The 25736-nt window shown below is 58.0% G+C and carries 21 protein-coding genes and 2 pseudogenes; 6 read left to right on the top strand and 17 right to left on the bottom strand.

Translation table 11 applies throughout. The annotated features are described in order from the left end of the window. Nucleotides 1-59: 59 nt before the first annotated feature. Both flhF and flhA read right to left on the bottom strand, forming a co-directional pair. Entirely contained in the window at nt 60-1400 is a 1341-nt protein-coding gene (flhF, locus tag ACOYXH_RS04525; RefSeq protein ID WP_007920012.1) for a flagellar biosynthesis protein FlhF, read from the bottom strand. 11 nt (nt 1401-1411) lie between these two features. After that, the gene (flhA, locus tag ACOYXH_RS04520; RefSeq protein WP_093439768.1) at nt 1412-3541 is read right to left on the bottom strand and encodes a flagellar biosynthesis protein FlhA; all 2130 of its coding nucleotides are present in this window, start codon (nt 3539-3541) and stop codon (nt 1412-1414) included. Between the two features lie 617 nt (nt 3542-4158). Between flhA and ACOYXH_RS04515 the strand changes: the two are divergent. Next, nucleotides 4159-4254: pseudogene (locus tag ACOYXH_RS04515) on the top strand (DUF6124 family protein); the annotation flags it as partial. A 140-nt stretch (nt 4255-4394) separates the two neighbouring features. Here ACOYXH_RS04515 and ACOYXH_RS04510 read toward each other — a convergent pair. Next, complete coding sequence (locus tag ACOYXH_RS04510; RefSeq protein WP_460410289.1) at nt 4395-7526, bottom strand: Ig-like domain-containing protein; 3132 nt, start codon at nt 7524-7526, stop codon at nt 4395-4397. Nucleotides 7527-8214: 688 nt separating this feature from the next. Here ACOYXH_RS04510 and ACOYXH_RS04505 point away from each other — a divergent pair. The 4 genes from ACOYXH_RS04505 to ACOYXH_RS04490 all read left to right on the top strand — a co-directional run bounded on the left by ACOYXH_RS04505 (nt 8215) and on the right by ACOYXH_RS04490 (nt 13001). After that, nucleotides 8215-8574, top strand: a complete 360-nt coding sequence (locus ACOYXH_RS04505; protein ID WP_460410288.1) for a DUF6124 family protein — start codon at nt 8215-8217, stop codon at nt 8572-8574. A 284-nt stretch (nt 8575-8858) separates the two neighbouring features. After that, nucleotides 8859-10769 (top strand): hypothetical protein, encoded by a 1911-nt coding sequence (locus ACOYXH_RS04500; RefSeq protein WP_460410287.1) that lies wholly within the window; start codon nt 8859-8861, stop codon nt 10767-10769. Between the two features lie 144 nt (nt 10770-10913). Next, on the top strand, nt 10914-12119 hold the full coding sequence (locus ACOYXH_RS04495; RefSeq protein ID WP_095126667.1) for an ISL3 family transposase: 1206 nt from the start codon (nt 10914-10916) through the stop codon (nt 12117-12119). Between the two features lie 522 nt (nt 12120-12641). Then, nucleotides 12642-13001: a DUF6124 family protein gene (locus tag ACOYXH_RS04490; RefSeq protein ID WP_217868267.1), complete on the top strand. Its 360-nt coding sequence runs from the start codon at nt 12642-12644 to the stop codon at nt 12999-13001. Nucleotides 13002-13167: 166 nt separating this feature from the next. On the opposite strand, the gene ACOYXH_RS04485 is transcribed toward ACOYXH_RS04490, so the two are convergent. The 9 genes and pseudogenes from ACOYXH_RS04485 to fliL form a co-directional block, all read right to left on the bottom strand. Further along, nucleotides 13168-13404 carry a hypothetical protein gene (locus ACOYXH_RS04485; RefSeq protein ID WP_095050185.1) on the bottom strand — a complete coding sequence of 79 codons (237 nt, stop codon included), beginning with the start codon at nt 13402-13404 and terminating at the stop codon, nt 13168-13170. Between the two features lie 140 nt (nt 13405-13544). After that, nucleotides 13545-14682, bottom strand: a pseudogene (flhB, locus tag ACOYXH_RS04480) (flagellar biosynthesis protein FlhB). Between the two features lie 3 nt (nt 14683-14685). After that, entirely contained in the window at nt 14686-15471 is a 786-nt protein-coding gene (gene fliR / locus ACOYXH_RS04475; RefSeq protein ID WP_093439752.1) for a flagellar biosynthetic protein FliR, read from the bottom strand. Between the two features lie 3 nt (nt 15472-15474). Beyond that, nucleotides 15475-15744, bottom strand: a complete 270-nt coding sequence (gene fliQ, locus ACOYXH_RS04470; RefSeq protein ID WP_038363854.1) for a flagellar biosynthesis protein FliQ — start codon at nt 15742-15744, stop codon at nt 15475-15477. Next, on the bottom strand, nt 15741-16499 hold the full coding sequence (gene fliP, locus ACOYXH_RS04465; RefSeq protein WP_095050183.1) for a flagellar type III secretion system pore protein FliP: 759 nt from the start codon (nt 16497-16499) through the stop codon (nt 15741-15743). The genes fliQ and fliP overlap by 4 nt, the downstream gene beginning before the upstream one ends. Then, nucleotides 16499-16951: a flagellar biosynthetic protein FliO gene (gene fliO / locus ACOYXH_RS04460; protein WP_093439747.1), complete on the bottom strand. Its 453-nt coding sequence runs from the start codon at nt 16949-16951 to the stop codon at nt 16499-16501. Before fliO ends, fliP begins: the two co-directional genes overlap by 1 nt. Beyond that, complete coding sequence (gene fliN, locus ACOYXH_RS04455) at nt 16952-17401, bottom strand: flagellar motor switch protein FliN (RefSeq protein WP_008077656.1); 450 nt, start codon at nt 17399-17401, stop codon at nt 16952-16954. It abuts the gene before it with no gap. 55 nt (nt 17402-17456) lie between these two features. Beyond that, the gene (fliM, locus tag ACOYXH_RS04450) at nt 17457-18425 is read right to left on the bottom strand and encodes a flagellar motor switch protein FliM (RefSeq protein WP_003222890.1); all 969 of its coding nucleotides are present in this window, start codon (nt 18423-18425) and stop codon (nt 17457-17459) included. 9 nt (nt 18426-18434) lie between these two features. Beyond that, entirely contained in the window at nt 18435-18938 is a 504-nt protein-coding gene (gene fliL, locus ACOYXH_RS04445) for a flagellar basal body-associated protein FliL (RefSeq protein WP_007920033.1), read from the bottom strand. 453 nt (nt 18939-19391) lie between these two features. Here fliL and ACOYXH_RS04440 point away from each other — a divergent pair. After that, nucleotides 19392-20545, top strand: a protein-coding gene (locus ACOYXH_RS04440) for an IS3 family transposase (RefSeq protein WP_460410286.1) whose coding sequence is annotated in 2 segments (ribosomal slippage) — nt 19392-19665 and nt 19665-20545 — 1155 coding nt in all. Because the reading frame shifts where the segments join, the coding sequence is not laid out codon by codon here. A gap of 710 nt (nt 20546-21255) precedes the next feature. Here ACOYXH_RS04440 and ACOYXH_RS04435 read toward each other — a convergent pair. From ACOYXH_RS04435 to fliJ, 5 genes are all read right to left on the bottom strand, one after another. Next, entirely contained in the window at nt 21256-22626 is a 1371-nt protein-coding gene (locus tag ACOYXH_RS04435) for a flagellar hook-length control protein FliK (RefSeq protein WP_220558324.1), read from the bottom strand. A 104-nt stretch (nt 22627-22730) separates the two neighbouring features. Then, nucleotides 22731-23078: an Hpt domain-containing protein gene (locus ACOYXH_RS04430; protein ID WP_095050181.1), complete on the bottom strand. Its 348-nt coding sequence runs from the start codon at nt 23076-23078 to the stop codon at nt 22731-22733. Nucleotides 23079-23109: 31 nt separating this feature from the next. Continuing rightward, nucleotides 23110-24813 (bottom strand): ATP-binding SpoIIE family protein phosphatase, encoded by a 1704-nt coding sequence (locus ACOYXH_RS04425; protein WP_460410285.1) that lies wholly within the window; start codon nt 24811-24813, stop codon nt 23110-23112. Nucleotides 24814-24818: 5 nt separating this feature from the next. Beyond that, nucleotides 24819-25124 (bottom strand): STAS domain-containing protein, encoded by a 306-nt coding sequence (locus ACOYXH_RS04420; protein ID WP_095050179.1) that lies wholly within the window; start codon nt 25122-25124, stop codon nt 24819-24821. Between the two features lie 158 nt (nt 25125-25282). After that, on the bottom strand, nt 25283-25732 hold the full coding sequence (fliJ, locus tag ACOYXH_RS04415) for a flagellar export protein FliJ (protein WP_093439724.1): 450 nt from the start codon (nt 25730-25732) through the stop codon (nt 25283-25285). Nucleotides 25733-25736 lie beyond the last annotated feature (4 nt).

The following is a 25736-nucleotide window of genomic DNA, read 5'->3' as shown; positions in this document are numbered from 1 at the left end:
CAACCGGAACAATGCATGGCAGACCATCGATGTAGGTACAAAAACTGTTCATGAATACCTCAGCCTACCTGCTTGGTCGGGCTGTGATAGATATCAGCGAACATGTCAGCCATGGCTTCTTCGCTGGGTTCTTCCTGCATTTGCACGCTGACGGCGCGGCTGACCAGTTGATGACGGCGCGGCAGATGCAAATCATCCGGAATCCGTGGGCCATCGGTCAGGTACGCGACCGGCAATTCATGACTGATCGCCAGGCTCAACACTTCGCCAAGGCTGGCCGTTTCATCCAGTTTAGTCAGGATGCAGCCGGCAAGCCCGCAACGCTTGTAACTGTGATAAGCGGCGGTTAGAACCTGTTTCTGGCTGGTGGTTGCCAAGACCAGATAATTTTTTGAACGAATGCCACGCCCGGCCAGACTTTCCAGCTGCATGCGCAGGGCCGGATCGCTGGCTTGCAGGCCGGCAGTATCGATCAACACCACGCGTTTGCGCAGCAGTGGATCCAGCGCTTGCACCAGCGATTGGCCCGGATCGACGTGGGTCACTGGCACATTGAGAATGCGGCCCAGCGTCTTCAGTTGTTCCTGAGCGCCGATACGGAAACTGTCCATGCTCACCAGCGCGACATTCTGCGCGCCGTATTTGAGCACATAACGCGCGGCAAGCTTGGCGAGTGTAGTGGTCTTGCCCATGCCGGCAGGGCCGACCATGGCAATCACACCGCCCTCTTCCAGCGGCTCGACTTCCGGTACGGCAATCATCCGTGCCAGGTGCGCGAGCAACATGCGCCAGGCCTGACGCGGTTCTTCGATATCGGTGATCATCGCCAGCAGATCGCGCGACAACGGGCCGGACAGGCCGATACGTTGCAGACGGCGATACAGGTTGGCTTGCGCCGGACGGCTGCCTTGCAGCTGATTCCAGGCCAGGGTGCCGAGCTGAACTTCCATCAGCTCGCGCAGGCTGTTCAATTCAAAGCGCATCGAATCCAGTGCACGCGGATCGACACCGCCGGAGGACTGCGCAGGTGCCGGGGCCGGACGCGCCGGAGCGGCGTAAGTCGGCTCGGTCAGGGGTTCAGCGGCGGTCAGCGGCAGGCCGGCCGTCAACGGCAGCCCGGCGAAAATCTGGCGATTGCTGTTGCCGTCGGCTTCGCCACGCAGGCTCAACTCGGCCTGGGCGGTGACGATGCGCGACTGGGTCTTGCGCAGCTCGTCTTCGAGTTCCATGTTCGGAACCCGTGGCGCCAGCGCCGACAATTTGTAATCCAGTGCCGCCGTCAACTCGACACCGCCGGCAATGCGGCGGTTGCCAATGATGGCGGCATCAGCGCCCAGCTCATCACGAACCAGCTTCATGGCCTGACGCATATCGGCGGCAAAGAAACGCTTAACTTGCATAAACCACTACCTCAGCCGTTGGGCCCTACTGTCGCAACGATGGTCACTTGCTTGTTGTCCGGTATTTCCTGGTAGGCCAGCACATGCAATCCAGGGACTGCGAGGCGGCCAAAGCGCGAGAGCATCGCGCGGATCGGGCCGGCTACCAAGAGGATCACCGGCTGACCTTGCATTTCCTGACGCTGCGCCGCTTCGATGAGCGAACGCTGCAGCTTCTCGGCCATGCTTGGCTCCAGCAGAACACCCTCTTCCGAGCCTTGTCCTGCCTTCTGCAGACTATTGAGCAATATTTGTTCCAACCTTGGTTCCAAGGTGATCACAGGCAGCTCGGACTCAGTGCCTACAATGCTTTGGACGATGGCGCGCGATACGCCGACCCGCACAGCAGCCACCAGCGCGGCGGTATCTTGACTCTTCGCGGCGTTGTTGGCGATGGCTTCGGCGATGCTGCGGATATCGCGCACCGGCACATGTTCGGCAAGCAGCGCTTGCAGCACTTTGAGCAGCTGCGACAACGTGACCACGCCCGGCACCAGCTCTTCTGCCAGTTTCGGCGAGCTTTTGGCCAGCAATTGCATAAGTTGCTGCACTTCTTCGTGGCCGATCAGCTCACTGGAGTGCTTGTACAGAATCTGGTTCAAGTGGGTCGCGACCACGGTGCTGGCGTCGACCACGGTGTAACCGAGCGATTGTGCCTGGGCGCGCTGGCTGATTTCGATCCATACCGCCTCGAGGCCGAAAGCCGGATCTTTGGCGTTGATACCGTTGAGCGTGCCGTAGACCTGGCCTGGGTTGATCGCCAGTTCGCGGTCCGGGTAGATCTCGGCTTCGGCGAGGATCACGCCCATCAGGGTCAGGCGATAGGCGCTTGGCGCCAGATCGAGGTTGTCGCGGATGTGCACGGTAGGCATCAGGAAGCCCAGATCCTGCGAGAGCTTCTTGCGCACGCCCTTGATCCGCGCCAGCAATTGCCCGCCCTGGTTGCGATCCACCAGCGGAATCAGGCGATAACCGACTTCCAGACCGATCATGTCGATCGGCGTCACGTCGTCCCAGCCCAGCTCTTTGGTTTCCATGGCGCGGGCCGGCGACGGCAGCAAATCCTGCTGGCGCTTGACCTCTTCCAACGCCACGACTTTAGCGACGTTCTGCTTTTTCCAGAACAGGTACGCGCCGCCAGCGGCCAGCGCAGCCATGCTCAGGAACGAGAAGTGCGGCATGCCCGGCACCAGGCCCATGACCGCCATCAGACCGGCCGCCACCGCCAGCGCTTTTGGCGAGGCGAACATCTGGCGATTGATCTGTTTGCCCATGTCTTCCGAACCGGAAGCACGGGTCACCATGATCGCCGCCGCTGTTGATAACAACAGTGATGGCAATTGCGCCACCAAACCGTCACCGATGGTCAGCAAGGCGTAAACCTTGCCGGCATCGCCGAAGCTCATGTTGTGCTGGAAGATACCCACGGCCATACCGCCAATGAGGTTGATGAACAGAATCAGCAGGCCGGCAATGGCGTCACCACGGACGAATTTGCTGGCACCGTCCATCGAACCGTAGAACTCGGCCTCTTGGGCGACTTCCTGACGGCGCATCTTGGCTTGGTTCTGGTCGATCAGACCGGCGTTGAGGTCGGCGTCGATCGCCATTTGTTTGCCGGGCATCGCATCGAGAGTAAAGCGCGCGCTCACCTCGGAAATCCGTCCGGCACCCTTGGTGACCACGACGAAGTTGATGATCATGAGGATCGCGAAGACCACGATACCGACCACGTAGTTACCGCCGATCACCACCTCACCGAAGGCCTGAATCACCTTACCGGCAGCGGCGTGGCCGTCCTGACCGTGGAGCATCACCACCCGCGTCGAGGCCACGTTCAACGCCAGCCGCAACAGCGTCGCGACCAACAGAATCGTCGGGAACACGGCGAAATCCAGCGGCCGCAGCGCATACACGCAGACCAGCAGGACGACGATCGACAGGGCAATGTTGAAGGTGAAGAACACGTCGAGCAGGAACGGCGGCACCGGCAACATCATCATCGCCAGCATGACCAGCAGCAACAACGGCACGCCCAGATTGCCTCGACTGAGGTCGGCAACGTTTGTGCGAGCAGTGTTGAATAACTGAGAGCGATCCACCGGTTTTCCCCGTTCCTTTAAAGCAAACTTTTGACGCCCAGAGCGGGCTCACGGCGGGTACTGCAAGAAGCTTTCCAACTTTGACCGGGGAGAGAAAACATGACCAATGTAGACCTTCGCCTGCTCGCGGTAGCGGTTTGTCTGGTTCGAATTGATCGACTGAAAAATCCTCATCGCGAGCAGGCGAAGGCCTACAGGGGATTGCATTCCAGATGTCAGATTGAAATGCATTCCAAAATGTGGGAGCGAGCCTGCTCGCGAAGGGGCCCTTATGTCCGGCACAAATTTTTCGATTTAAACGAAGCTGTTTAAAAGACACCTTCAGACACGCCTTCAAGGCTACAAATCCTTGCGCCATTGCCTACAGCCAAGCCAGAATCCGCCGGCTTGTGAGCCTTGGGGTCGGGTTCTATTGTGGTCCGGTCGCTGACGAATCAGCGATCGGGTCTCGCAGCCCGTCGATCTCTGGACGCACAACACCCGCTTTTTTATGGCGGCTGTACGTGGGAGACCTTCAGGTCTGCCGGTTCTAGAGTCCCGGTCTGCGACCCGCGTATAGCTGCCACCTTCATTCGTCTCGCAGCGAACGTTGGCAGCTCCAATGACTCTAGGAGCAGTCGCAGCGCAGGACGCTGCTGGGTATCGCGCAATTGATCATGCTCGGCGAGTTGGCGGTGAATCGGGTGATGGATAATCTGGAATTGCCGAATTAACGCCTGACTACCGTGCAGAAAATCGTTCCCGTACTATGCGCGGGAACGATCCACAGTGATGGCTCCAGAACGGCTTGCCCCGCCCGGAAAGCCGCTGAAAGCGCTGATCGCCGCCACTTTCAGCCATGACGCCTATCTGACTACGTCGGGAAATACCCCATTGCCCGAGAGCGAGTCGCCCCATCAGATAAAAACACGTTGCGACTGCCCATGGCCCCGTTGCTCACCAGCAACGAATGTTCGATTGCATACAAGTGCGGGTATGAAAGATTGACCGACACAAACCGCCCGTAATACAAGCCCCGCCCGCCATAGATGGGCGTCACGTCAACAAAGTTGTTATGCAAAATCCCCCATCCCATGGGTTGTCCACTGTTGTCCATGCTAACGGCACCGAACTGCCTGAACCAGGCGCCGGCCTCGGCTGCAGTCATGAAGGTATTGTTCAATATCAGCCGGTAGACATTCATCACCCGCACCGGATAAGAAACCTGGTTTTCATCGGCATCCGTCACAGTGATAGTGGTTGATTGATTACTTAGCCCCGACACTTTGCCATTGGCATCGACCGATGCTATGCCCGCATTGGCTGAACGATAGGTGTAAGGCGGCCGCCCGCCCGTTGGAACGCGCACTTGCACATTGTTGACAACCTCGCGCTCGCGTAATCCATACGCTGTGCCGCCCAACAGTTTCCAGCCATTCAAAAGCATCGTTTGCGTATCAATTGCCAGTTTTTCTGTGACTTTGACGGTATACCGCGCCACAGGAAGCACCAATGCCGTGTCCTCATCATCCGTGCTTTTCAGTGCTATTTTGCAGGTCAACGCACATCCAGAAAGATCCTTCAGAGAGTAGAACCAGCTTCGCGCCGCCTTGACGCTGATGCCTTGAGTCACTTCTTCGGCAGTCAACGCGGTACCGGGGCGCAATACCAACGGCTCAACGCCCTCGCTGCTGACCATGATCCAGACGCGCTGCCCGACCTCGGCAATCGGCAGCGGCGGCTTGACCACACATGTGAGGTCAGTCTGGATGATTCTCAGATCGATCAGCGGTACAGCACCGGCTTCGACGATATGCGGCCGAGTCAGGACGGGATCACCGTCACTGATTGTCTTGACCGTCAACATCAACGGCCTGGACTGGATCGTCTTGCCATTTCTGATCAGCTCGTAAAGGACTTCAACCAGTTTTCCCAGATTTTCCGCAATGAATGAAGGCCGCAGCACAAAGAATGCAACGTTGTCAGCATTCAACGGTAGAGGAGCAAACGTCGGCGAACCCTCCCCAGGCGCCCCTTTGACCAGCAAACGCACTTGATCACCCGGGCGCGGACTGGCCACATGGACTCGCGCTCGGGCACCGTCATTATTTTCCAGCGGGTCAAGTACGCCATCAGGCGCACGGCGTACAGTTGGCGGCTGCAACGACTGCGCCGGATCGCCGATATACAACTCGAGCAACGCGGATGATTGCGGCAGTTCGTCTGGCCGCTCGATCCACCAGAGCACACTGAAAAACTGCTCCCGATAGAACTTGATAGCTTCGCCGTCCAGCCAAAATTCCAGATCTTTGTCTGCCCGGGTTTGATCAATCGGCAACTTGTCCCGAAAAACTACCCCGCCCGCATCGCCCCGCCCCTCCACATGCACCACATCGCCCAGGCGGGTATACGAAGCTGCTGCAACCTGAATATCCGTTCCGTACGGCACATGCGCAGGATTGAGCACACCATCAATGGCGCTAATGACCACCGGCGCAGGCAAGACAGGTTTGAAATCGTCTACACGTGCATACAGCTTTTCCGATACCAACGCAGGATTCAACGTGGCATGGCTGACCTCATACGAGACACCGACCGACCCTCGGATCAATGGAGCGATGTTGCTGCCAGTGACATTAAAGGCAATGGCCTGCCCTACCAACCGGTCGCTGACGTCGCGATACGTCTGATACAGGTGCGGGCGTCCGGAAGCACTGGTCCCCATCCAAGTCAATGTGACTCTGAAACCCTTTTTGATCCGGTCATCGGGACCGCACAACACCACGGTCTGACTTAGCGCAGGATCCAGAGTGCCGCCCACCAGATCCGTCATCCACGGTGCCGGCAGTCGCAACGTCTTTCCTTGCAAGGTGAAAATATAGATCTCTGAACGATCCGGCTCCCCCTCATCTTTGATGCGCCGGTAATCCACTTGCACCTGCCCGGACGCACTGGCAAGCACTATCGGATTGGGAATTTTGAAAGACTGAATCCCGATACGAGTAATCGATTGCTCTTCATTGTGCTCGACCACCTCTCCGCTTTGCGCCGTAGCCGTCCATTGAAGCCGGAGTTTTTGCCCCTTCACAAAACCAGTGCGCGTAATGATCTGAACTTCCAGGTCGTCGAATCCAACCTCATCAAGGCTGACCAGATCTTCATCGGCGAGAGGAACGAATACCGGATCGAGCCAGTTTTTGTCTGGATCGCTGATGACGGTCGTACGCTCCGAAAAGTCGCTGACGTTCTCTACCTGATCTTCGATCTGATAGACCACCACCGCCGGATTTGCGGGGCCCGCATCCCGGATATTCTCTGGCGAAATGAAAACACTGATCTCTTTTCCGACCTCGCTTTCCAGCACCGTGTAGGGCGTGACAGCAATGCCGTGGAAACAGAGTTTCAACTTGTCCCCTTTGGTCATGAAGGGCCAGGGAGGGATAACCGCCGTGACGCCCTCGGCAGCCACCTCCTTGTCAATGACTTGCCCGGGCTTCAACTGAAGTCGAGCCGGCTTGAGTCGTTGATGGCCGGGCAAGTCCGGCTCGGGATCGTTGCCACCCGGCGGATCGATCTTGAACCAGACTTCGATCTGCGCCCCCTCAGGGGGCTGACCGCTTTTGCGCAGAATCTCGTAGCGCAAGGTATGCACGCCGGCCGGAACCAGCTTCGCAGCGATGTGCATCACCACATCGAGATTACCGTGGTCAGCAGGCAGCACCGACGTGTCAACCAAATTCTCACCGACGTACAGTCGAATGGTGTCGCCTTCGGCCATATTCAGATAGGCCTGTACCAGCACCCGAAGTCCGTTGGCACTCGTATAAAGCAAGGGGCGGTTGACCCCCACTTGCGCCGGCGGAAAATCGATACCTGTGAACTGCCCGGGGATATTGGGCGGGAACAACGAAAAAAGCCCCATACCTCCGTTGGAGTCAAAAGGGGTTATGTCATGTTGCGTATCGTCGATATCGTCCTCAATCGGCATCACCATCAAACCAATCATCGCCCTGCTCCTGAAAAATTCCGTAGCGGTTTGCCAAGGATCTGCAGAGGCCATTGAAAACCTCACGACAACATTCGACCACTGTCAGAACTAACAGGTGCGCGGGTTTTTCAGACAAACGGCACTGACACCCGAGGAGGAAAATACAATCTGGCGGATGCGAACAGGGGGACGGATTTATTTAACCAGTGAGCGGGGCTTGATCGAGATTTTTCTGCTGACCGGGATGGCCCATTCGCGAGCAAGCTCGCTCCCACTGGGAAATGCATTCCAAATGTGGGAGCGAGCTTGCTCGCGAAGGGGCCAGTGAAGTCAGCGCAAATCGCCTTTTAAACTCAGGCGTTTAAAAGACACCTCCAGACACGCCTTCCAGGCTACAAATTCTTGCGCCATTGCCTACAGCTACGCCAGAATCCGCCGGCTTGTGCGCTTTGGGGGCGGGTTCTATTGTGGGTCGGTCGCTGACGAATCAGCGATCGGGTTTAGCGACTCGGACCATCTCAGTGCATCAGCGTTCGTGGCTTCGTTGTGGGACTCTTCGCCCGCAATTACGTTATGGCGGCTGTATGCGGGAGACCTTTGGGTCTACCGGGGTGCCTGTGACCGGTTCGCTAACCTGCGTACAGCTGCCACCTTCACTTGTTTAGCGACAGGGAAAGAGTGGCTCCATAACCTCAGGAGCTTCACCATGATCAAACCAACACCCAACCCGCCCGAAACCGACTCCACCTCCCCCTACGAATCCCTCGATTCAAAAAAACTCAACGATGCCGCCGAACGCGCCCTCGATCATTACCTGTGCCCACCCGGCTCTACTCCACCACCGCGTAAAACCCGCCGGATGTACGCCGTGACCGCCGACTTCAAAAACGAAGAACTGCTGGCCGATGCCAGCGAAACACTCGCTTGCGCCAGAACCATCGCCCATGACTTCACCCACCTCATACCCGCGTCGCAGCGCAGGACGCTGCTGGGTATCGCGCAATTGATCATGCTCGGTGAGCTGGCGGTGAATCGGGTGATGGATAATCTGGAGATCCCGGGGTGATGCGGGCAGGCTGAGATATTCGGTGCTCCTGCCGGCCTCTTCGAGCAAGCTCGCTCCCACATTTTGATCCTCTTGGATGCGAACCTTGCAGCGACGGAAGATCCTGCGGGACGCAGCTTGCTCGAGCCTGCCTCACGGCAGGCAGGGGCGCGCAGCCACCCAGCAATACCACACGTCGGAAAATCATCACCACCTGTCAGATGTGACAGGTGACGGACGCCTCGTTCTGCGTTGTGATGAACCTTGCCTGCCATTGTTCGTCACCATTGTCCTTGGAGAACAGAATGAGCGTTCAAGTCAATTCACTCGAAGCCAACGCAGCCCTGGCCTTGTATCCCGTGTACCCACCGCAATGGATAACACCGGTGCTGCCTCCAGGTACTGCTGATGGTGGCCTTCCTCTCTCGGCATTCATTCCATCTGGCGTAGAACTTGTCATCGACCCCATAACCGGCTTGCGGAATTGGGTCATGGCGGCTTTTGACGTCGTGACTATTCTTGTCAACGGAGTCAGCACCGGCATCAGCAAAACCATCTATCCCGGTGAGGAGCAGGAACGCATTCTTTTGCGCGTGCCGGCGAGCTGGTTCACAAACGGTGTCAACGATGTCCGCTACAGAGTGGCCCGAGCCAGCGGCAACGACGATAACTCACCCACACTCAAGCTGCTTTACAACAACCCGGCGCCTACCGTCACCGTCAGCCATCCACCCAGCGTCGTACCGGGGCAGACGGCAGTCCTCACGATTACTGTCACTTACCCACGGCCTCACGACACGGTCAAGCTCACCATAGGCACCTTGAGCATCACATTTCCCAACCCCACAAACCCGATCAACCACACCTTGACGGCTGCCGAACTGCTGTTGATTGGCGACGGCACCCATTCGGTCTTCGCCACGGTGCGCGATCAATTGACCAACAACAACGAGTCGGCGAAGACCCCGATTAATATCACTGCAAATCAGAAGGTGTACAACTCGCCGATAATCCTTGAGGCCGTGGACGGCATGCTGGATGTGGCCGCACTGAAAGGTCAGGACGCCACGCTACGAGCACGCGACTGGACAGGATTACAGGTCGGTCAGCAGGTGTGGTTGAAATTCACCGGCCAGAAACCCGACGGCTCGGCGCACGTCCTGCAATTCTGGAATGGTGGCACCCACAAGGTGAATGCGACCTGGGTCAGTCAGAGGTTCTGGGATAAACCGCTGCTCATCGCTTTCCTGAGAGAATTGAACGACGGATCGGAGTTGAAACTGGAATTCTGGGTGTCGGAGGACAAGAGCAATAACTTTGCTAGCGCCACGCGGTTTCCGGATCAGGTGTATACCGTCAGGACCGTGGAGAATGTAGAACCGACAATAGACTCAATCAAAGGCTTACCCAGTAACATCGAAATCCCTGACAATGACGACACAGTAGAAAACTCAATAATTCTCATCGGCACAGCCGCCAAAGGCCAACAAGTTGATGTAATAGAAGGCGACGTATCAAAAGGTAAACCCGTCGCTAGTCCGACAGATGGAGAATGGAGGCTGACCCTTACAGAACTGACCAAGGGCAGGTACACCTTTGTTGCTAAGGCACAATACGCTGACAACCCAACATCACAACCCAGATCACTTACCGTTCACCAGCCCCTGCAAATTGACCAATCCAATATGATTCTCAACGGCTACCGGATATACACCGGATGGGCGACCACGGGCTTGGAGTTTTTAAACAACTCCGCAACTCGAACCGCCTCTTATGGAGTAAGCCCAGTCACTTATATGTCCAGCAACACAGCCATCGCTACAGTGGATATGAATGGCAAGGTTATCGGCCTTCGCAACGGTAACAACGTAGTCATCACCGTTCAGGACAAGTTAAGCACTCTTACTTACAACGTATATGTCAGCAACATCTTCCGGCTGGATATAAGTACAGTTGGATATAATTATCAGCAAGCAATCAGCTGGAGAAATACCATCGCCGGCTCAGTACCTTTAACTAATGCACTGACAGCCATGCGTCGCGTTTACGGCCCGGATAACAACTGGCCTTTGGTGCCGGGAGGGGTGTACAGAATGTGCGATGAAGGCGGCTGCCCAAGCGGCTGGGGATCGATATTTGGGTATCGTAATGGAGGAGTCATATGCCATTCGGATTTGAGTAGAAATCTGGTTTCATGGTGTCTCAGACCGTATTGATCAGACGCGCTTGGTTTTAAAAGGCTAAAGGTAAAAGTTAAAAAAAAAGGTTCTTCACGGAATCCCGGGAAAGACAGAAACAAGAACGCCGATTTGATTGATGATGTTCGTGCGAGCAAACACATCTAACAAACCGGCGTTCTTATGCGCGATATTAATACTTTCCTTCCTTTTTGGGAGGGCTTTTCTGTCGTCAACATCAAGCCTGATGGTGACGGCCTCCAGATCGATCTCACACCCCACACCACCCGCTTCCCTTCCTGCGGAGGGTGCCAAAAAACCTGTTCAACCACTCATGAGTATTGCGAGCGAGTGATTCGTGATCTACCCATTCTCGGTCGTGCGGTGCGCCTCAGCGTTTTGCTCAGGCGTGTTGGTTGCCGCGACTGTGGCAAACGCATGGAGGCCGTCAGTTGGCTGGATCGCTATGCCCGCATGACGCGTCGCTTGGCCGATGCGGTCATTCAAGCCTGCGAGCGACTTCCCACCCTGCACGTGGCCCAGATGTTTGGGCTGCATTGGGACACCGTTCGGTTGCTGGAGCGTCGAGCCTTACAGGCGGCGTTGGCCACGCTGCCGAAGGCGCAACCACGACGCCTGGTGATGGATGAATTCGCGCTGTTCAAAGGGCATCGCTACGCCAGTGTGGTGTTGGATGCCGATACGCGAAGAGTGCTATGGATTGGCGAAGGCCGTAGCCGGGCGGCGGTTCGGCCCTTTTTCGAAGAGCTGGGGCCAGAGGGATGTGCTCGAATCGAAGCGGTTGCGATGGACATGAATACCGCTTTTGACCTGGAGGTCCGTCAGCACTGCCCGAAAGCGCGAGTGGTCTACGACCTCTTTCATGTGGTGGCCAAATATGGCCGAGAGGTGATTGATCGGGTCCGCGTCGATGAAGCTAATCGGCTACGCCATGACAAGCCTGCCCGAAAGGTCATCAAGCAAGCGCGATGGCTGTTGCTACGCAACCCGCAGAACCTGAAAACGCCGGAGCAACAGGTACGTTTAAAGGACCTGCTGGCGGCCAACCAAGCATTGATGACAGTCTATCTAATGAAGGCTGAACTCAAAACGCTTTGGGCACCTAGCAGCGCCTGGGGCTGGCGATCGGCCTGGAAACAATGGCTGCGCCATGCTCATGAAAGCGAAATACCGGCTCTGGTGCAGTTTGCCAAACGGCTAAAGGGTTACTGGCGAGGCATCGTAAGCCGGGTGCGCTGGCCGATGCACACCGGTCAGTTGGAAGGAATAAACAATCGAATAAAGGTGATCAAGCGGATGGCGTACGGTTACCGGGATAGCGAGTTCTTTTTCATGAAGATCAAGAGCGTCTTTCCCGGTAATCCGTGAAGAACCAAAAAAAAGGGGGGGGGGTAAAAAGAAGCCAGACCTGAATGGCACTGACCGGGATGGCCCTTTCGCGAGCAAGCTCGCTCCCACAGGGAAATGCATTCCAAATGTGGGAGCGAGCTTGCTCGCGAAGGGGCCAGTGAAGTCAGCGCAAATCGCCTTTTAAACTCAGGCGTTTAAAAGACACCTTCAGACACGCCTTTCAGGCTACAAATTCTTGCGCCATTGCCTACAGCTACGCCAGAATCCGCCGGCTTGTGCGCCTTGGGGTCGGGTTCTATTGTGGGTCGGTCGCTGACGAATCAGCGATCGGGTTTAGCGATCCGATACCCTACAGACGCTCAATCCCCAGTCTCAATTGCAGCTTTGTCTATCTGCACTTGGCGTCATGGTGGCTGTGCGTGGGAGACCTTCGGGTCTACCCGGGGTTTCTGTGACCCGGATCGCTAACCTGCGTACAGCCGCCACCTTTACTTGTTTAGCGATGAGCCGTGGCGGCCAAATCAACCACGGAGTATCACCATGATTAAACCAACACCCAACCCACCCGAAACCGACCCCACCTCCCCCTACGAATCCCTCGATTCAAAAAAACTCCACGAAGCCGCCGACCGCGCCCTCGATCACTACCTCTGCCCACCCGGCTCCACGCCACCACCGCGTAAGACCCGCCGGATGTACGCCGTCACCGCAGACTTCAAAAACGAGGAACTGCTGGCCGATGCCAGCGAAACCCTCGCTTCAGCCAGAACCATCGCCCATGACTTTGCCCACCTCATCCCCGCGTCGCAACGCAGGACGCTGTTGGGTATCGCGCAATTGATCATGCTCGGCGAGCTGGCGGTGAATCGGGTGATGGATAATCTGGAGGTGCCGCAGTAGCGACACGCGATGATCGTTCCCACGCGCAGCAAAGGAATGCCTCAACGGACGCTCCGCGTTCGGCTTTGGAAGGGGCGCGGAGCGTCCCGGGCTGCATTCCTTTGCTGCGCGTGGGAACGATCATAAAAAACCGCCGCCCCGTTTTAAGCGGCTTTGCGAACAGTGGTCAATACCGGAGGATTTTTACTTTTCCATTCTTGCTCTTGGGCAATTCGAACTCGACCTCGCCGCCCACTTTGACGCTCGCCCGCAGGGCATCGGGCAATGGAATGCTGAATCGGTATTCTTTGGCCGTCAGAAAAAACCCCGTGGCTTCGGCAAAGGAAATACATCGTCCCGAGGGCTTCGGCGTGATGGTGCCCCTTCCGGTTTTTTCGTCATAACTGCTGAAAATACCTTTCATTGTCGTGCTCCCTTGCACTCGCCCGCATGACCGCGCCAGGTTCACGGCGCCACCTTGCATCAAACTGCAAAATCACGACGAGCGCACCTGTCAGAGTTGACAGTAAAGGGAGATCTCAGACCAATGGCTGCACAACGACGTCAGGAGTCGCGACGCAGATCCGGCGGAATCGGCAAGTCGTCCTTGAGCGGATCCGGGCGTTTGCCCTTGCCCGCACGGTACTGGCGGATCTGGTAGACGTAGGCCAGGACCTGCGCGACCGCGAGATACAGACCACCAGGAATTTCCTGCTCGAGTTCGGTGGAGTAGTAGATCGAACGCGCCAGCCCCGGCGATTCGAGGAGCATGACGTTGTTGGCTACGGCGATTTCGCGGATTTTCAGGGCGAGGAAGTCGCTGCCCTTGGCCAGCAGCACGGGTGCGCCGCCCTTCTCCGAGTCGTACTTGAGCGCGACGGCGTAGTGGGTCGGGTTGGTGATGACCACGTCGGCGTCGGGAATCGCCGCCATCATGCGCCGCTGGGACATCTCGCGCTGGGTCTGGCGGATGCGCTGTTTGACTTCCGGGCGACCCTCCTGATCCTTGTGCTCGTCGCGCACTTCCTGCTTGGTCATCAGCAGTTTCTTGTGGGCTTCCCAGAGCTGCACCGGCACATCGACAGCCGCGATGATGATCAGGCCGCAGGCCAGCCACAATGTGCTCCAGCCGACCAGCGTCACGCTGTGGATGATCGCCATTTCAAGTGGCTCGTGGGCGATCCGCAAAAAGTCATCGACGTCCGCCGACAACACTGCCAACGCCACGCCCAGTGTGATCAGGAACTTGGCCAGGGCCTTGAGCAGTTCGACCACAGCCTTGAACGAGAACATCCGCTTCAGGCCTGCCGCCGGGTTCATCCGGCTGAACTTGGGCGCCATGGACCGCTGCGAACAGCCAGCCACCGAGGGAAATCGGCCCGATCAACGCGGCGAGCAACAGAGTGATCATGATCGGCTGGATCGCCAGCAGCGCCATCTGGCCCGACTGCAACAGAAACGCGCCCATGGAACCCTGATCCATGATCACTTCGCGCGACAGCGTGAAGTTCAGGCGCATCAGTTCCATCAGGTCTTCGGCCAGCATGCCGCCAAACACCAGCAGCGCACCGGCACCGGCCATGGTCACGGCCAGGGTGTTGAGTTCTTTGGAACGGGCAATTTCACCCTTTTCACGAGAGTCCTTTTTACGTTTCTCCGTGGGGTCTTCTGTTTTGTCCTGACCGCTTTCGCTCTCTGCCATGACTCAGCGCGCCCGTGCCAGTTCGCGTAACAACTGCAAGGCCTCGGTGGCCAGCGGCTGGTACTGATTGAGAATGTCCGCCAGACCGACCCAGACGATAAACAGACCGAGCACCAGGGTCAGCGGAAAACCGATGGAGAAAATGTTCAGTTGTGGCGCCGCGCGGGTCATCACGCCAAACGCGATGTTGACCACCAGCAACGCCGTCACCGCCGGCAACACCAGCAACAATGCGGCGCCCAGCACCCAGCCGAGTTTGCCGGCCAGTTCCCAGTAATGCGCGGTCATCAGACCGCTGCCGACCGGTAGCGTGGTGAAGCTTTCGGTGAGGACTTCGAAGACCACCAGATGGCCGTTCATCGACAGGAACAGCAAAGTCACCAGCATGGTGAAGAACTGCCCGATCACCGCCACCGAGACACCGTTGGCCGGGTCGACCATCGAGGCGAAGCCCATGCCCATCTGAATCGCGACAATTTGCCCCGCGACGGCAAAGGCCTGGAAAAACAGTTGCAGGGAAAACCCCAGCACCGCACCGACCAGAATCTGCTCGGCTATCAGCAGCAAGCCACTGAGATCCAGCGGGCTGACCGCCGGCATCGGCGGCAGGCTCGGCGCAATACACACGGTGATGGCCACGGCGAAATACAGGCGCACCCGGCGCGACACCAACGTCGTGCCGAACACCGGCATGACCATCAGCATCGAGGCGACGCGAAACAGCGGCAACATGAACGAGGCCACCCAGGTACTGATCTGGGTGTCGGTCAGCTGAAGCAGCGATTGCATGGCTTAGCCGATGACCATCGGGATGTTTTTGTACAACTGGATGATGTATTCCATGAACGTCTGCACGATCCACGGACCACCGATGATCAACGTCACCAGCATCACCAGCAGACGCGGGAGGAAGCTCAGGGTCTGTTCGTTGATCTGCGTAGCGGCCTGGAACATCGCCACCAGCAAGCCGACCAACAGGCTCGGCACTACCAGAATCGCGACCATCAATGTGGTCAGCCAAAGGGCTTCACGAAAGATATCGACCGCAACTTCCGGCGTCATGGCGAGACACCTCCAAAACTGCTGGCCAGGGTGCCGATGATCAGCGCCCAGCCATCAACCAGCACGAACAGCATGATTTTGAACGGCAGCGAGATGATCAGCGGCGAGAGCATCATCATACCCATCGCCATCAGCACACTGGCCACGACCAGGTCGATGATCAGGAACGGAATGAAGATCATGAAGCCGATCTGGAACGCGGTTTTAAGCTCGGAGGTGACGAACGCCGGCACCAGAATGGTCAGCGGCGCCTGATCCGGCGTGGCAATGTCGGTGCGCTTGGACAAGCGCATGAACAGCTCCAGATCGCTGGTGCGGGTCTGGGCGAGCATGAAGTCCTTGATCGGCACCTGGGCCTTTTCGACCGCTTGCTGGGCGGTAAGGGTTTCCGCCAGATACGGTTGCAGCGCATCCTTGTTCACCCGGTCGAACACCGGGGCCATGATGAACATGGTGAGGAACAGCGCCATGCCGGTGAGGATTTGGTTCGACGGCGTCTGTTGCAGACCGAGGGCCTGACGCAGGATCGAGAAGACAATGATGATCCGGGTGAAACTGGTCATCAGAATCACGGCCGCCGGAATGAAGCTCAGGGCGGTCATGATCAGCAGGATCTGCAGACTGACCGAATACTCCTGCGCGCCATCGGCGTTGGTGCCCAGCGTGATCGCCGGGATCGACAACGGATCGGCGGCGAATGCCAGCGGCGCGGCCAGCAACAGGGCCAGCGTCAAGACGATGCGTAACGCACCCATTACTTCTTATCCTTCTGATCCTTGCCGAGAATCTTCAGCAGATGCTGGGCAAATTCCGGGGTCGCTTTCTCGCTGGTATTCGGCACCTCGACCGGCTCTTTGAGCACATGCAGCGCGGTGATGGTGCCGGGGCTGAGGCCGAGCAGAATCTGCTCGTTGCCGACCTGCACCAGCAGCAAACGGTCACGCGGGCCGAGCGCGCGCGAACCGATCAGCTCGATCACCTGGCCCTTGCCTGCCGGACCTGCCTGCTGCACCCGGCGCAACAGCCAGGCGAGGAAGAAGATCAACCCCAGCACCAGCAACAGGCCGAATACCAGTTGCGTCAGTTGCCCGGCCACGCCGCTGTTGACCATCGGCGCGGTGGCGGCTGGCACTGTGGTCGCCGTTGAAGGCTCGGCGGCCAGCACGCTCAATGGCAATGCCAGCAAAGCCCAGAGAAACCGTTTCACTCAGCGCAGCTTCTTGATGCGTTCGCTTGGGCTGATCACGTCAGTCAGGCGGATGCCGAACTTCTCGTTGACCACAACTACTTCACCGTGCGCAATCAGCGTGCCGTTAACCAGCACGTCGAGCGGCTCACCGGCCAGACGATCAAGCTCGATTACCGAACCCTGGTTGAGTTGCAGCAGGTTGCGAATGTTGATGTCGGTGCTGCCGACTTCCATCGAGATCGACACCGGGATGTCGAGGATCACGTCCAGGTTCGGGCCATCGAGGGTCACCGGATCGTTGTTCTTCGGCACGCTGCCGAACTCTTCCATTGGCAGACGCGAGCCGCTGGATGCGTCGGCGGCCAGCAGGGCGTCGATGTCAGCTTGACCGTCACCGGTTTCTTCCAGGGCCGCAGCCCATTCGTCAGCCAGTGCCTGGTCGTCCTGGGCGTTCATATCGTCGTTCATCATTTGTCCTCGGCGGGCAAAAATTCAGTTAAATGCTTGGGGTAGGAGCGCCGTTTCAGCGACGCTCGATCGGCTCGATCACTTGCAACGCGAGGTTGCCTTTGTGCGAGCCCATCTTGACCTTGAAGGCCGGCACGCCGTTGGCGCGCATGATCATGTCTTCCGGCATTTCGACCGGGATCACGTCACCCGGCTGCATGTGCAGGATGTCGCGCAGTTTCAACTGGCGGCGCGCCACGGTGGCGCCGATGGGTACGTCGACATCGAGGACGTCCTGACGCAGCGCGTTAACCCAGCGCTCGTCCTGATCGTCGAGGTCGGACTGGAAACCGGCGTCGAGCATTTCGCGCACCGGCTCGATCATCGAGTACGGCATGGTCACGTGCAGGTCGCCGCCACCGCCATCGAGTTCGATGTGGAACGTGGAGACCACGATCGCTTCGCTTGGGCCGACGATGTTGGCCATAGCCGGGTTCACTTCCGAGTTGATGTACTCGAAATTGACTTCCATGATCGCCTGCCAGGCTTCTTTCAAATCGACGAAAGCCTGTTCCAGCACCATGCGCACCACACGCAGTTCGGTCGGGGTGAATTCACGCCCTTCGATCTTGGCGTGACGGCCGTCGCCGCCGAAGAAGTTGTCCACCAGTTTGAACACCAGTTTGGCGTCAAGGATGAACAGCGCGGTGCCGCGTAACGGTTTGATCTTGACCAGGTTGAGGCTGGTCGGTACGTACAACGAATGCACGTATTCGCCGAACTTCATCACCTGCACGCCACCGACGGCAACGTCCGCCGAGCGGCGCAGCATGTTGAACATGCTGATGCGGGTATAGCGGGCAAAACGCTCGTTGATCATTTCCAGAGTCGGCATGCGTCCACGGACGATGCGGTCCTGACTGGTCAGGTCGTAGCTTTTGACACTGCCGGGTTCGGCAGCGTTATCGGTCTGTACCAGACCATCGTCGACGCCGTGCAACAGCGCGTCGATTTCATCCTGGGACAGCAGATCCTGCACGGCCATGTCGTGTTCCTACTGCAGTACGAAATTAGTGAAAAGCAACTGTTCGATCACCACTTTGCCCAGCTCTTTCTGCGCCACTTCCTGGACGCTGGCGGTGGCCTTCTGGCGCAACATCTCTTGGCCGACCGGGGTCGCCAAGGTGGCGAAATCCTGACCGGAGAAGAGCATCACCAGGTTGTTGCGGATCACCGGCATGTGCACTTTGAGCGCTTCCAGATCGGCCTGATTACGCGCCAGCATGGTGATGCTCACCTGCATGTAGCGCTGACGGCCGTTCTGGTTGTAGTTGGCAACAAAGGCCGGCGCCATCGGCTCGAAAATCGCCGGCTGCTTGCCGACAGGCGCTGCATCAGCGGCTTCGGCAGGCTTGCTCTGAGCGCTGTGCATGAAGAACCAGGTCGCCCCCACGGACGCGCCAATGGCCAGCAGCAACGCCAGCACGATCACAATGATCAGCTTGAGTTTGCCTTTGGTTGCGGGGTCTTTCACTGCTGCTGTTTCGCTCTTCGCCATGCCAATAATCCGTCACTAATCGGGTTTTCACAGTCGCACGGCAAGGCAAGAGCAAGTGTTATGCCAGAAGTGTCGGCCGTAGCGCAGACAACGCTAAAGTCAAAGGCACCCTCACCCCAGCCCTCTCCCGGAGGGAGAGGGGGCCGACCAAGGTGTCAGACGCCAAACATCGACCTGAAAGACCGAGTCGATTATGGATTCACAACAGCAGTACCCGGTCGGCGTACTTCGCAAGCATCCCCCAATCAGTCCCCTCTCCCTCTGGGAGAGGGCTAGGGTGAGGGTTTTCAGGGGGCCGACCGAGGTGCAAGACGTCAAACATCGACCTGAAAAACCGAGTCGATTATGGATTCACAACAGGAGTATCCGGTCGGCGTACTTCGCAAGCATCCCCCAATTGATCTGGCTTAATGATTCTGGACACCCCTAAAGGGCGTTAATCTACGCCCAACGATGAGGTGTGATTTGACCAGACGATATTTTTCAACAGATTTCAAACGGGATGCGGCTTGCCTGGTTTTGGATAAAGACTATTCGGTGAGTGAAGCCTGTGAAGCAATGGGCGTGGGCCCTACAGCTCTTCGCCGCTGGGTTGAACAACTGCGTGCGGAGCGCAGCGGCAAGACGCCTGAGAAGTCCAAGGCCATGACCGTTGACCAACAACGCATCCAAGAACTGGAAGCAACAATTCGACGGATTGAGCGCGAGAAGGAAATTTTAAAAAAGGCTACAGCTCTCTTGATGTCGGATTCCCTCGATCGGTAAGGCTGGTCGAGGAGTTAAGCGAGCAATATCCAAGATCCGAGTTGTGTGGCGTGTTTGGTATCAACCGCAGCAGTTATTACGAGCGTCTGAAACAGCGGGCGAAAGTGCATGTCGGGCGCGATCGCCTAAAGATCAAGGCTGCCGAATTACATGAGCAAAGTCGTGGCTCAATGGGCGCGCGCAGCCTGTCAAAAGCGCTGTGTAACGAAAAAGAGTCGGTAGGTCGTTACATGGCTCGTAGCCTGATGCGCGAGCTCGGTTTGAAGAGCCAGCAACGGCGCAGGCATCGGTACAAACCCAGCGGTGCGGAGGCGCAATACGCCCCCAATCATTTGGAGCGTAAATTCAAAGTCGAGGCCCCCAATCGAGTGTGGTGTGGCGACGTGACTTACATTTGGGCCGGTACTTACTGGGTTTATCTGGCTGCTGTACTTGATCTGCATGCCCGCCGCATCGTCGGCTGGGCGATGTCCAGAAGTCCGGATTCAGCTCTGACCTGTCGAGCGTTAAAGATGGCTTTCGAGTCGCGAGGACGCCCTGAAAACCTAATGTTCCATTCGGATCAGGGCTGTCATTACAGCAGTAAAGTGTTTCGTGAAACGCTGGCGGACATGCGCATAAAACAAAGCATGAGTCGACGAGGAAACTGCTGGGACAACGCCCCGATGGAGCGTTTCTTTGGCAGTTTGAAATCTGAATGGATACCCAAGGCTGGCTACCGAAACGAAGATGAGGCCAGTACCGATGTATTGCGCTACCTGACCCATTATTACAATCGGATCAGGCTGCACAGTCACAATGGCTACCGAACTCCGGTGGACATGGAGGCCCTGGCGGCATGAAAAAGGGTAAAACCCTATAACCGTGTCCAGTATCGTTTGACCAGATCAAATCGGTCCCCTCTCCCTCCGGGAGAGGGCTAGGGTGAGGGTTTTCAGGGGACCGACCGAGGTGCAAGACGTCAAACATCGACCTGAAAAACCGAGTCCATTATGGATTCACAACAGCAGTATCCGGTCGGCGTACTCCGCAAGCATCCCCCAATCAGTCCCCTCTCCCTCTGGGAGAGGGCTAGGGTGAGGGTTTTCAGGGGGCCGACCGAGGTGCAAGACGTCAAACATCGACCTGAAAAACCGAGTCGATTATGGATTCACAACAGGAGTATCCGGTCGGCGTACTTCGCAAGCATCCCCCAATCGGTCCCCTCTCCCTCCGGGAGAGGGCTAGGGTGAGGGTTTTCAGGGGACCGACCGAGGTGCAAGACGTCAAACATCGACCTGAAAAACCGAGTCCATTATGGATTCACAACAGCAGTATCCGGTCGGCGTACTTCGCAAGCATCCCCCAATCAGTCCCCTCTCCCTCGGGGAGTGGGCTAGGGTGAGGGTTTTCAGGGGCCGACTGAGGTGCAAGACGTCAAACATCGACCTGAAAGACCGAGTCGATTATGGATTCACAACAGCAGTATCCGGTCGGCGTAATCCGCAAGCATCCCCCTATCAGTCCCCTCTCCCTCTGGGAGAGGGCTAGGGTGAGGGGCTCTTGATTTTGCTCAGGCGTAATAGTCGACCGCGCTGCTGCCAATCACGCTGGTGGTTTGAGCGGCGGCTTCAGCAATGGTTGCAGGCACCAATTCGTCATCCGCCGAATCGAGGCGACCGCCGGCCGCGCTGGTGCGACCACTCTGGCCCTGCTGCGCCTGTTCTTGACCTTGTTGCCCCTGCCAGCCACGATTCTGGTCGGAGACATTGACGTCGACCTGACCCATGCCCTGCTGGTTGAACATTTCGCGCAGGCGATGCATCTGGCCGTCCAGCGCTTCTCGCACGCTTGGATGCGCGCTCATAAAGGTCACTTGGGTCTGCTGGTCCGGAACCATGTTGACGCGAATATCCAATCGCCCCAGTTCAGCCGGCTGCAGCTGAATGTCGGCCGCCTTCAGATTGGCACTCGACAGATACATGACGCGATTGACCACTTCTTCAGTCCAGCCGCTCTGGTGCATGGCGATCGGCTGATTCACCGGTACCGCGTTCGCAGTCTTCGGCGTGGCCGCCTGCGTCAGTGCCGCCAGACGGTTGGCGAAGTCATCGACGCGGGTATCGCTGGTCGCCGTTTTGAGATCTTTGAGGCCGTCGTCGATCAAGCCGCTGAACGCTTTGTCACCACCCTGGCTGGTGCTGTCCTTGTCGGCTTGCACGTCGAGCATACTGGCCATGCCGGCGGCGAAGGTTTGCGCGGAAGTCAATTCACCGTCGGCCTGAGCCTGAGCCGGCGACGCTTTCGGTTGCGCCTGGCTGGCGGCGGAAATGTGCCCGCCCTGCTCCATCGCCATGCGCACGGCCGGCATTGAGTCGAGCGGATCGGCCGAAGGGTCGAAATCGCTGTCAGTGGCCGGTGCCGGATCTTTGACCGTCCCCGGCAGAGCGGCAAGCGCAGGCGTTTCGGTTTCAGGCTGGTCAGTCGCGACGACCGCCGGATTCTGCACAACTGGCGTCGTGACTACCGGCTGCACAGCGGTTGCCAATGCCGGATCGAGCGTCGGATCAACCGGCGCCGCGTCTACCACTGGCGTCTGGGCGGTGCCTGTGTTGTCGTCGCTGCTGGCGCTGCTGTCATCGGTCGCTGCGGTTTTGTCGGCAGGCAAGTCGTTGCCGCTATCGGCAACCGCCGGTTGTGCAGCGGCAGACGGATCTTTGGCGATGTCCTTTTTGCCGCTGTTGTCAGCGACCTTGTCGCGCGCCGACTTGGGCGAATTGTCAGCGGTGGCGACAGGCTTGTTTGACCCCTGATCGGCGAACACTTTAGCGAAGCTTGAGGCTTTATCCCCGGTGTCTACGGCCATAGCCGACGATTTGGCCGAGGCGGCCTGCGCCTTGGCCTGAGCGGCATTCTGAAGAAGGATGTTGGGGGTCGCAGGCATGAAACGGTCTCCGCTGCACTGGGATCGTAGGTACAGTTGCAGAGATAGTTGCAAGTGCCGGGCCAGATTTGCCCGGCGCTCGTAAAAAGCGCCGGACGGCGGGATCAGTGGGTAGTGGCGTGCTGTCGCTCGTCTTCGTAAACAGTGCGAATTTCAGCGAATTCGACGCTGATATCGGCGACCAGCCTGACGTTTTCTGCCGGACTCTTGTCCCTTGCTTCGCTTTCCAGCTTCTGGCACAGCACGGCCAGTCGAACCGCGCCCATATTGCTGGCGCTACCCTTGAAGCTGTGAGCAACCTCCGATAGCACTTCGGCATCGGCGGTCGTTTGCAGCACCTGCACGCGACTTTCGGAATCTATCAGGAAGGTATCCAGCAAATCCGGATAGTTCTCCTCCATGACGTCACGCAATGTATCGAGTACGTCGCGATCCACATGTTGGTCAGTCACTTGTTCACTCCTTGATCAAGAATTGCGCGAATTATGCCTCAACCTCCCAGGAAAACTCCACGCAGGCACTACGACCTTCGTCCGACCAACTGGCGTTATGCCCCAATTGCCGGACCAGACTGACGCCGCGCCCCGACAAACGGACACCGTCCAGCGGCCTTTCCATGACTCGCGCCACATCAAAACCCTTGCCGCTGTCCTCAACGCGAATCACCAGCCGGCCGCCCCCGCCTTGTGGCTGCACCTGCAGATGCACACGGACAAAGCCATCCTGCAGCGCCTCCAGCCGATCGTTGCGCTGCTGATAATAGCGAGCAAAACCCGCCGCATCGCGCTTGAGGCTGGAGTCCAGACCCAGCACGCCATGTTCCAGCGCATTGGAATACAACTCGGCCAGCACGCTGTACAAAGCACCACTCTGCGCCCGCAACCCATGCACCTCAAGCAGCAACTGCAACAGGTACGGCAACGGATTGAAACGCTTTAGTGTGGCACTACGGAATTCGAAGCTCACCGACCAGTCAAGCGGGCACGACTGGCCGCTGTCGGAATACACCGGCGCCGACGGTTTGACCTGCGCCGGCTCCAGCAGGCTAACCTCGACCATGCTGACATCGTCGCGCGCCTCGCCACGAAAATCCCGCAGCGCCTGCTCGATATCCTCGAACAAGCGATCCGGCTCGCGATTGGCGGCGAACACCTGCTGCAAACGCTCGACGCCGAACAGCTGATCACTGGCGTCACTGGTGTCGATCACCCCGTCGGACAACAGAAACACCCGATCACCGACAGCCATCGGATGCACTTCCGTACGATCGTCGAACGCCTGAGCACTCAGCACACCCAGTGGCAAGTGCCGTGCTGCCAGCGGTACACGCTCACCACTGGCGATCCGATGCAGATAGCCGTCAGGCATGCCGCCGTTCCACACTTCGACCGAGCGTCGCTGAAAACTCAGGCACAGCAACGTGGCGCAGCAGAACATGTCCACCGGCAGGATGCGTTTGAGCTTGGCGTTCATCTCGCGCAGGGTTTCCGCCAGGCCGTAGCCCTTGGCGGTCATGCCATAGAACACCTCGGCCAGGGGCATCGCCCCGACGGCTGCCGGCAGGCCATGGCCAGTGAAATCGCCTAACAGCACATGCATGTCACCTGCCGGCGTGTAGGCCGCCAGCAGCAGGTCACCGTTGAACAAGGCATAGGGCGATTGCAGGTAGCGGATGTTCGGCGCACTCAGGCAACCGGAATGCGCCACTTTGTCGAAAACGGCTTTGGCCACACGTTGTTCGTTGAGCAGGTAATCATGGTGTTTGGCGATCAGGTCGCGCTGCTGCAGCACGGTTGCCTGCAAGCGGCGCAAGCGATCCATCGCCTTGATTTTGGCGGCGAGGATCACCTGGTTGTAAGGCTTCGCCAGAAAGTCGTCGCCACCGGCCTCCAGACAACGGGCCAGCGCTTCGCTTTCGGTCAGCGACGTGAGGAAGATGATCGGCACCAGCGTCTCGCCCGCCAGCGCCTTGATCTGCCGCGCGGCTTCGAAGCCGTCCATGACCGGCATCATCGCGTCCATCAAGACCAGATCGGGTTGCTGCCGGCGAAACAGATCGACCGCTTCGGCACCGTTGGCCGCCGTCAAGACGTTATGGCCCTGACGACGGACGATGGTCGACAGCAACAGGCGATCGGCGGCGCTGTCTTCGGCGATCAACAGGGTCAGCGGCTCTTGCGCCTGCATGGCCGTCAACTGATGTCGAAGAGTTTGTCGAAATTGGAGATGGCGAGGATCTTGCGCACATCGGAGTTGCTGTTGACGACTCGCACGTCCGAATTATCGCCACCGGCGTGATCCCGCAGCAGGAGCAGCATGCCCAGTGCGGAGCTGTCGAGGTAGGTGGCCTCTTTCAGATCGACCACGATGGACTCAGGTTTCTTTTGGAGTCGCTCATAGGACTCGCGAAACTCCTGATGGCGCCCGAAATCGAACCGCCCCCTGACCGAGATCGTCAGTTTGTGACCATCCGGAGAGACTTCTGTAACGACTGACATTGACTGGCTTCCTTGTCATTGACGAACCTGTACAAGGTTTAGCACTTGCACAGGGTTGCGGCAAGGTTAGAAGACAGATCAAAAGATCGCAGCCTTCGGCAGCTCCTACACTGATCCTCTGTAGGAGCTGCCGAAGGCTGCGATCTTTTGATCTTGCTTTAAAACGGATTCTGTCGCGGCAAACGCTGCGACAATTCATCGAGCAGCTTCTGCTCGCGCTTGTCTTCAAGGCGTTGCGCCTCTTCGCGATAACGTTGCACCAGTTTGCGCAAACCTTCGACCTTGGCGAACGCCTGCTGCCATTCCTCACGCGCCTTGTCGAGCTTGTTCTGGTGCCAGACCAGACTCTGGCGCTGCTGGTCGACGGCGGTGTCGAGTTGCGCCAGAAAGCCCTGAAAACCGAGCAGCCATTGCCCGCTCACGCCGGTGCTGCCGCGCACGATCCATTGCTGCGAGTAATCCAGACGAAAGGCATTGAGGTCGGCGAGTTTGCTTTCTGCGACTTTGACCTGACCCTGAAAATAGCCCAGCCGTTGCACGGCGGTTTTTTCGGCCTGTTCGGCCATGTCCACCACCGGAGCCAGGCGCGCAGCGCGGCTGACGGCCATGGCC

This window comes from Pseudomonas sp. Mb7, from assembly GCF_054790525.1.
This window is presented reverse-complemented; position numbering and strand designations above follow the sequence as displayed.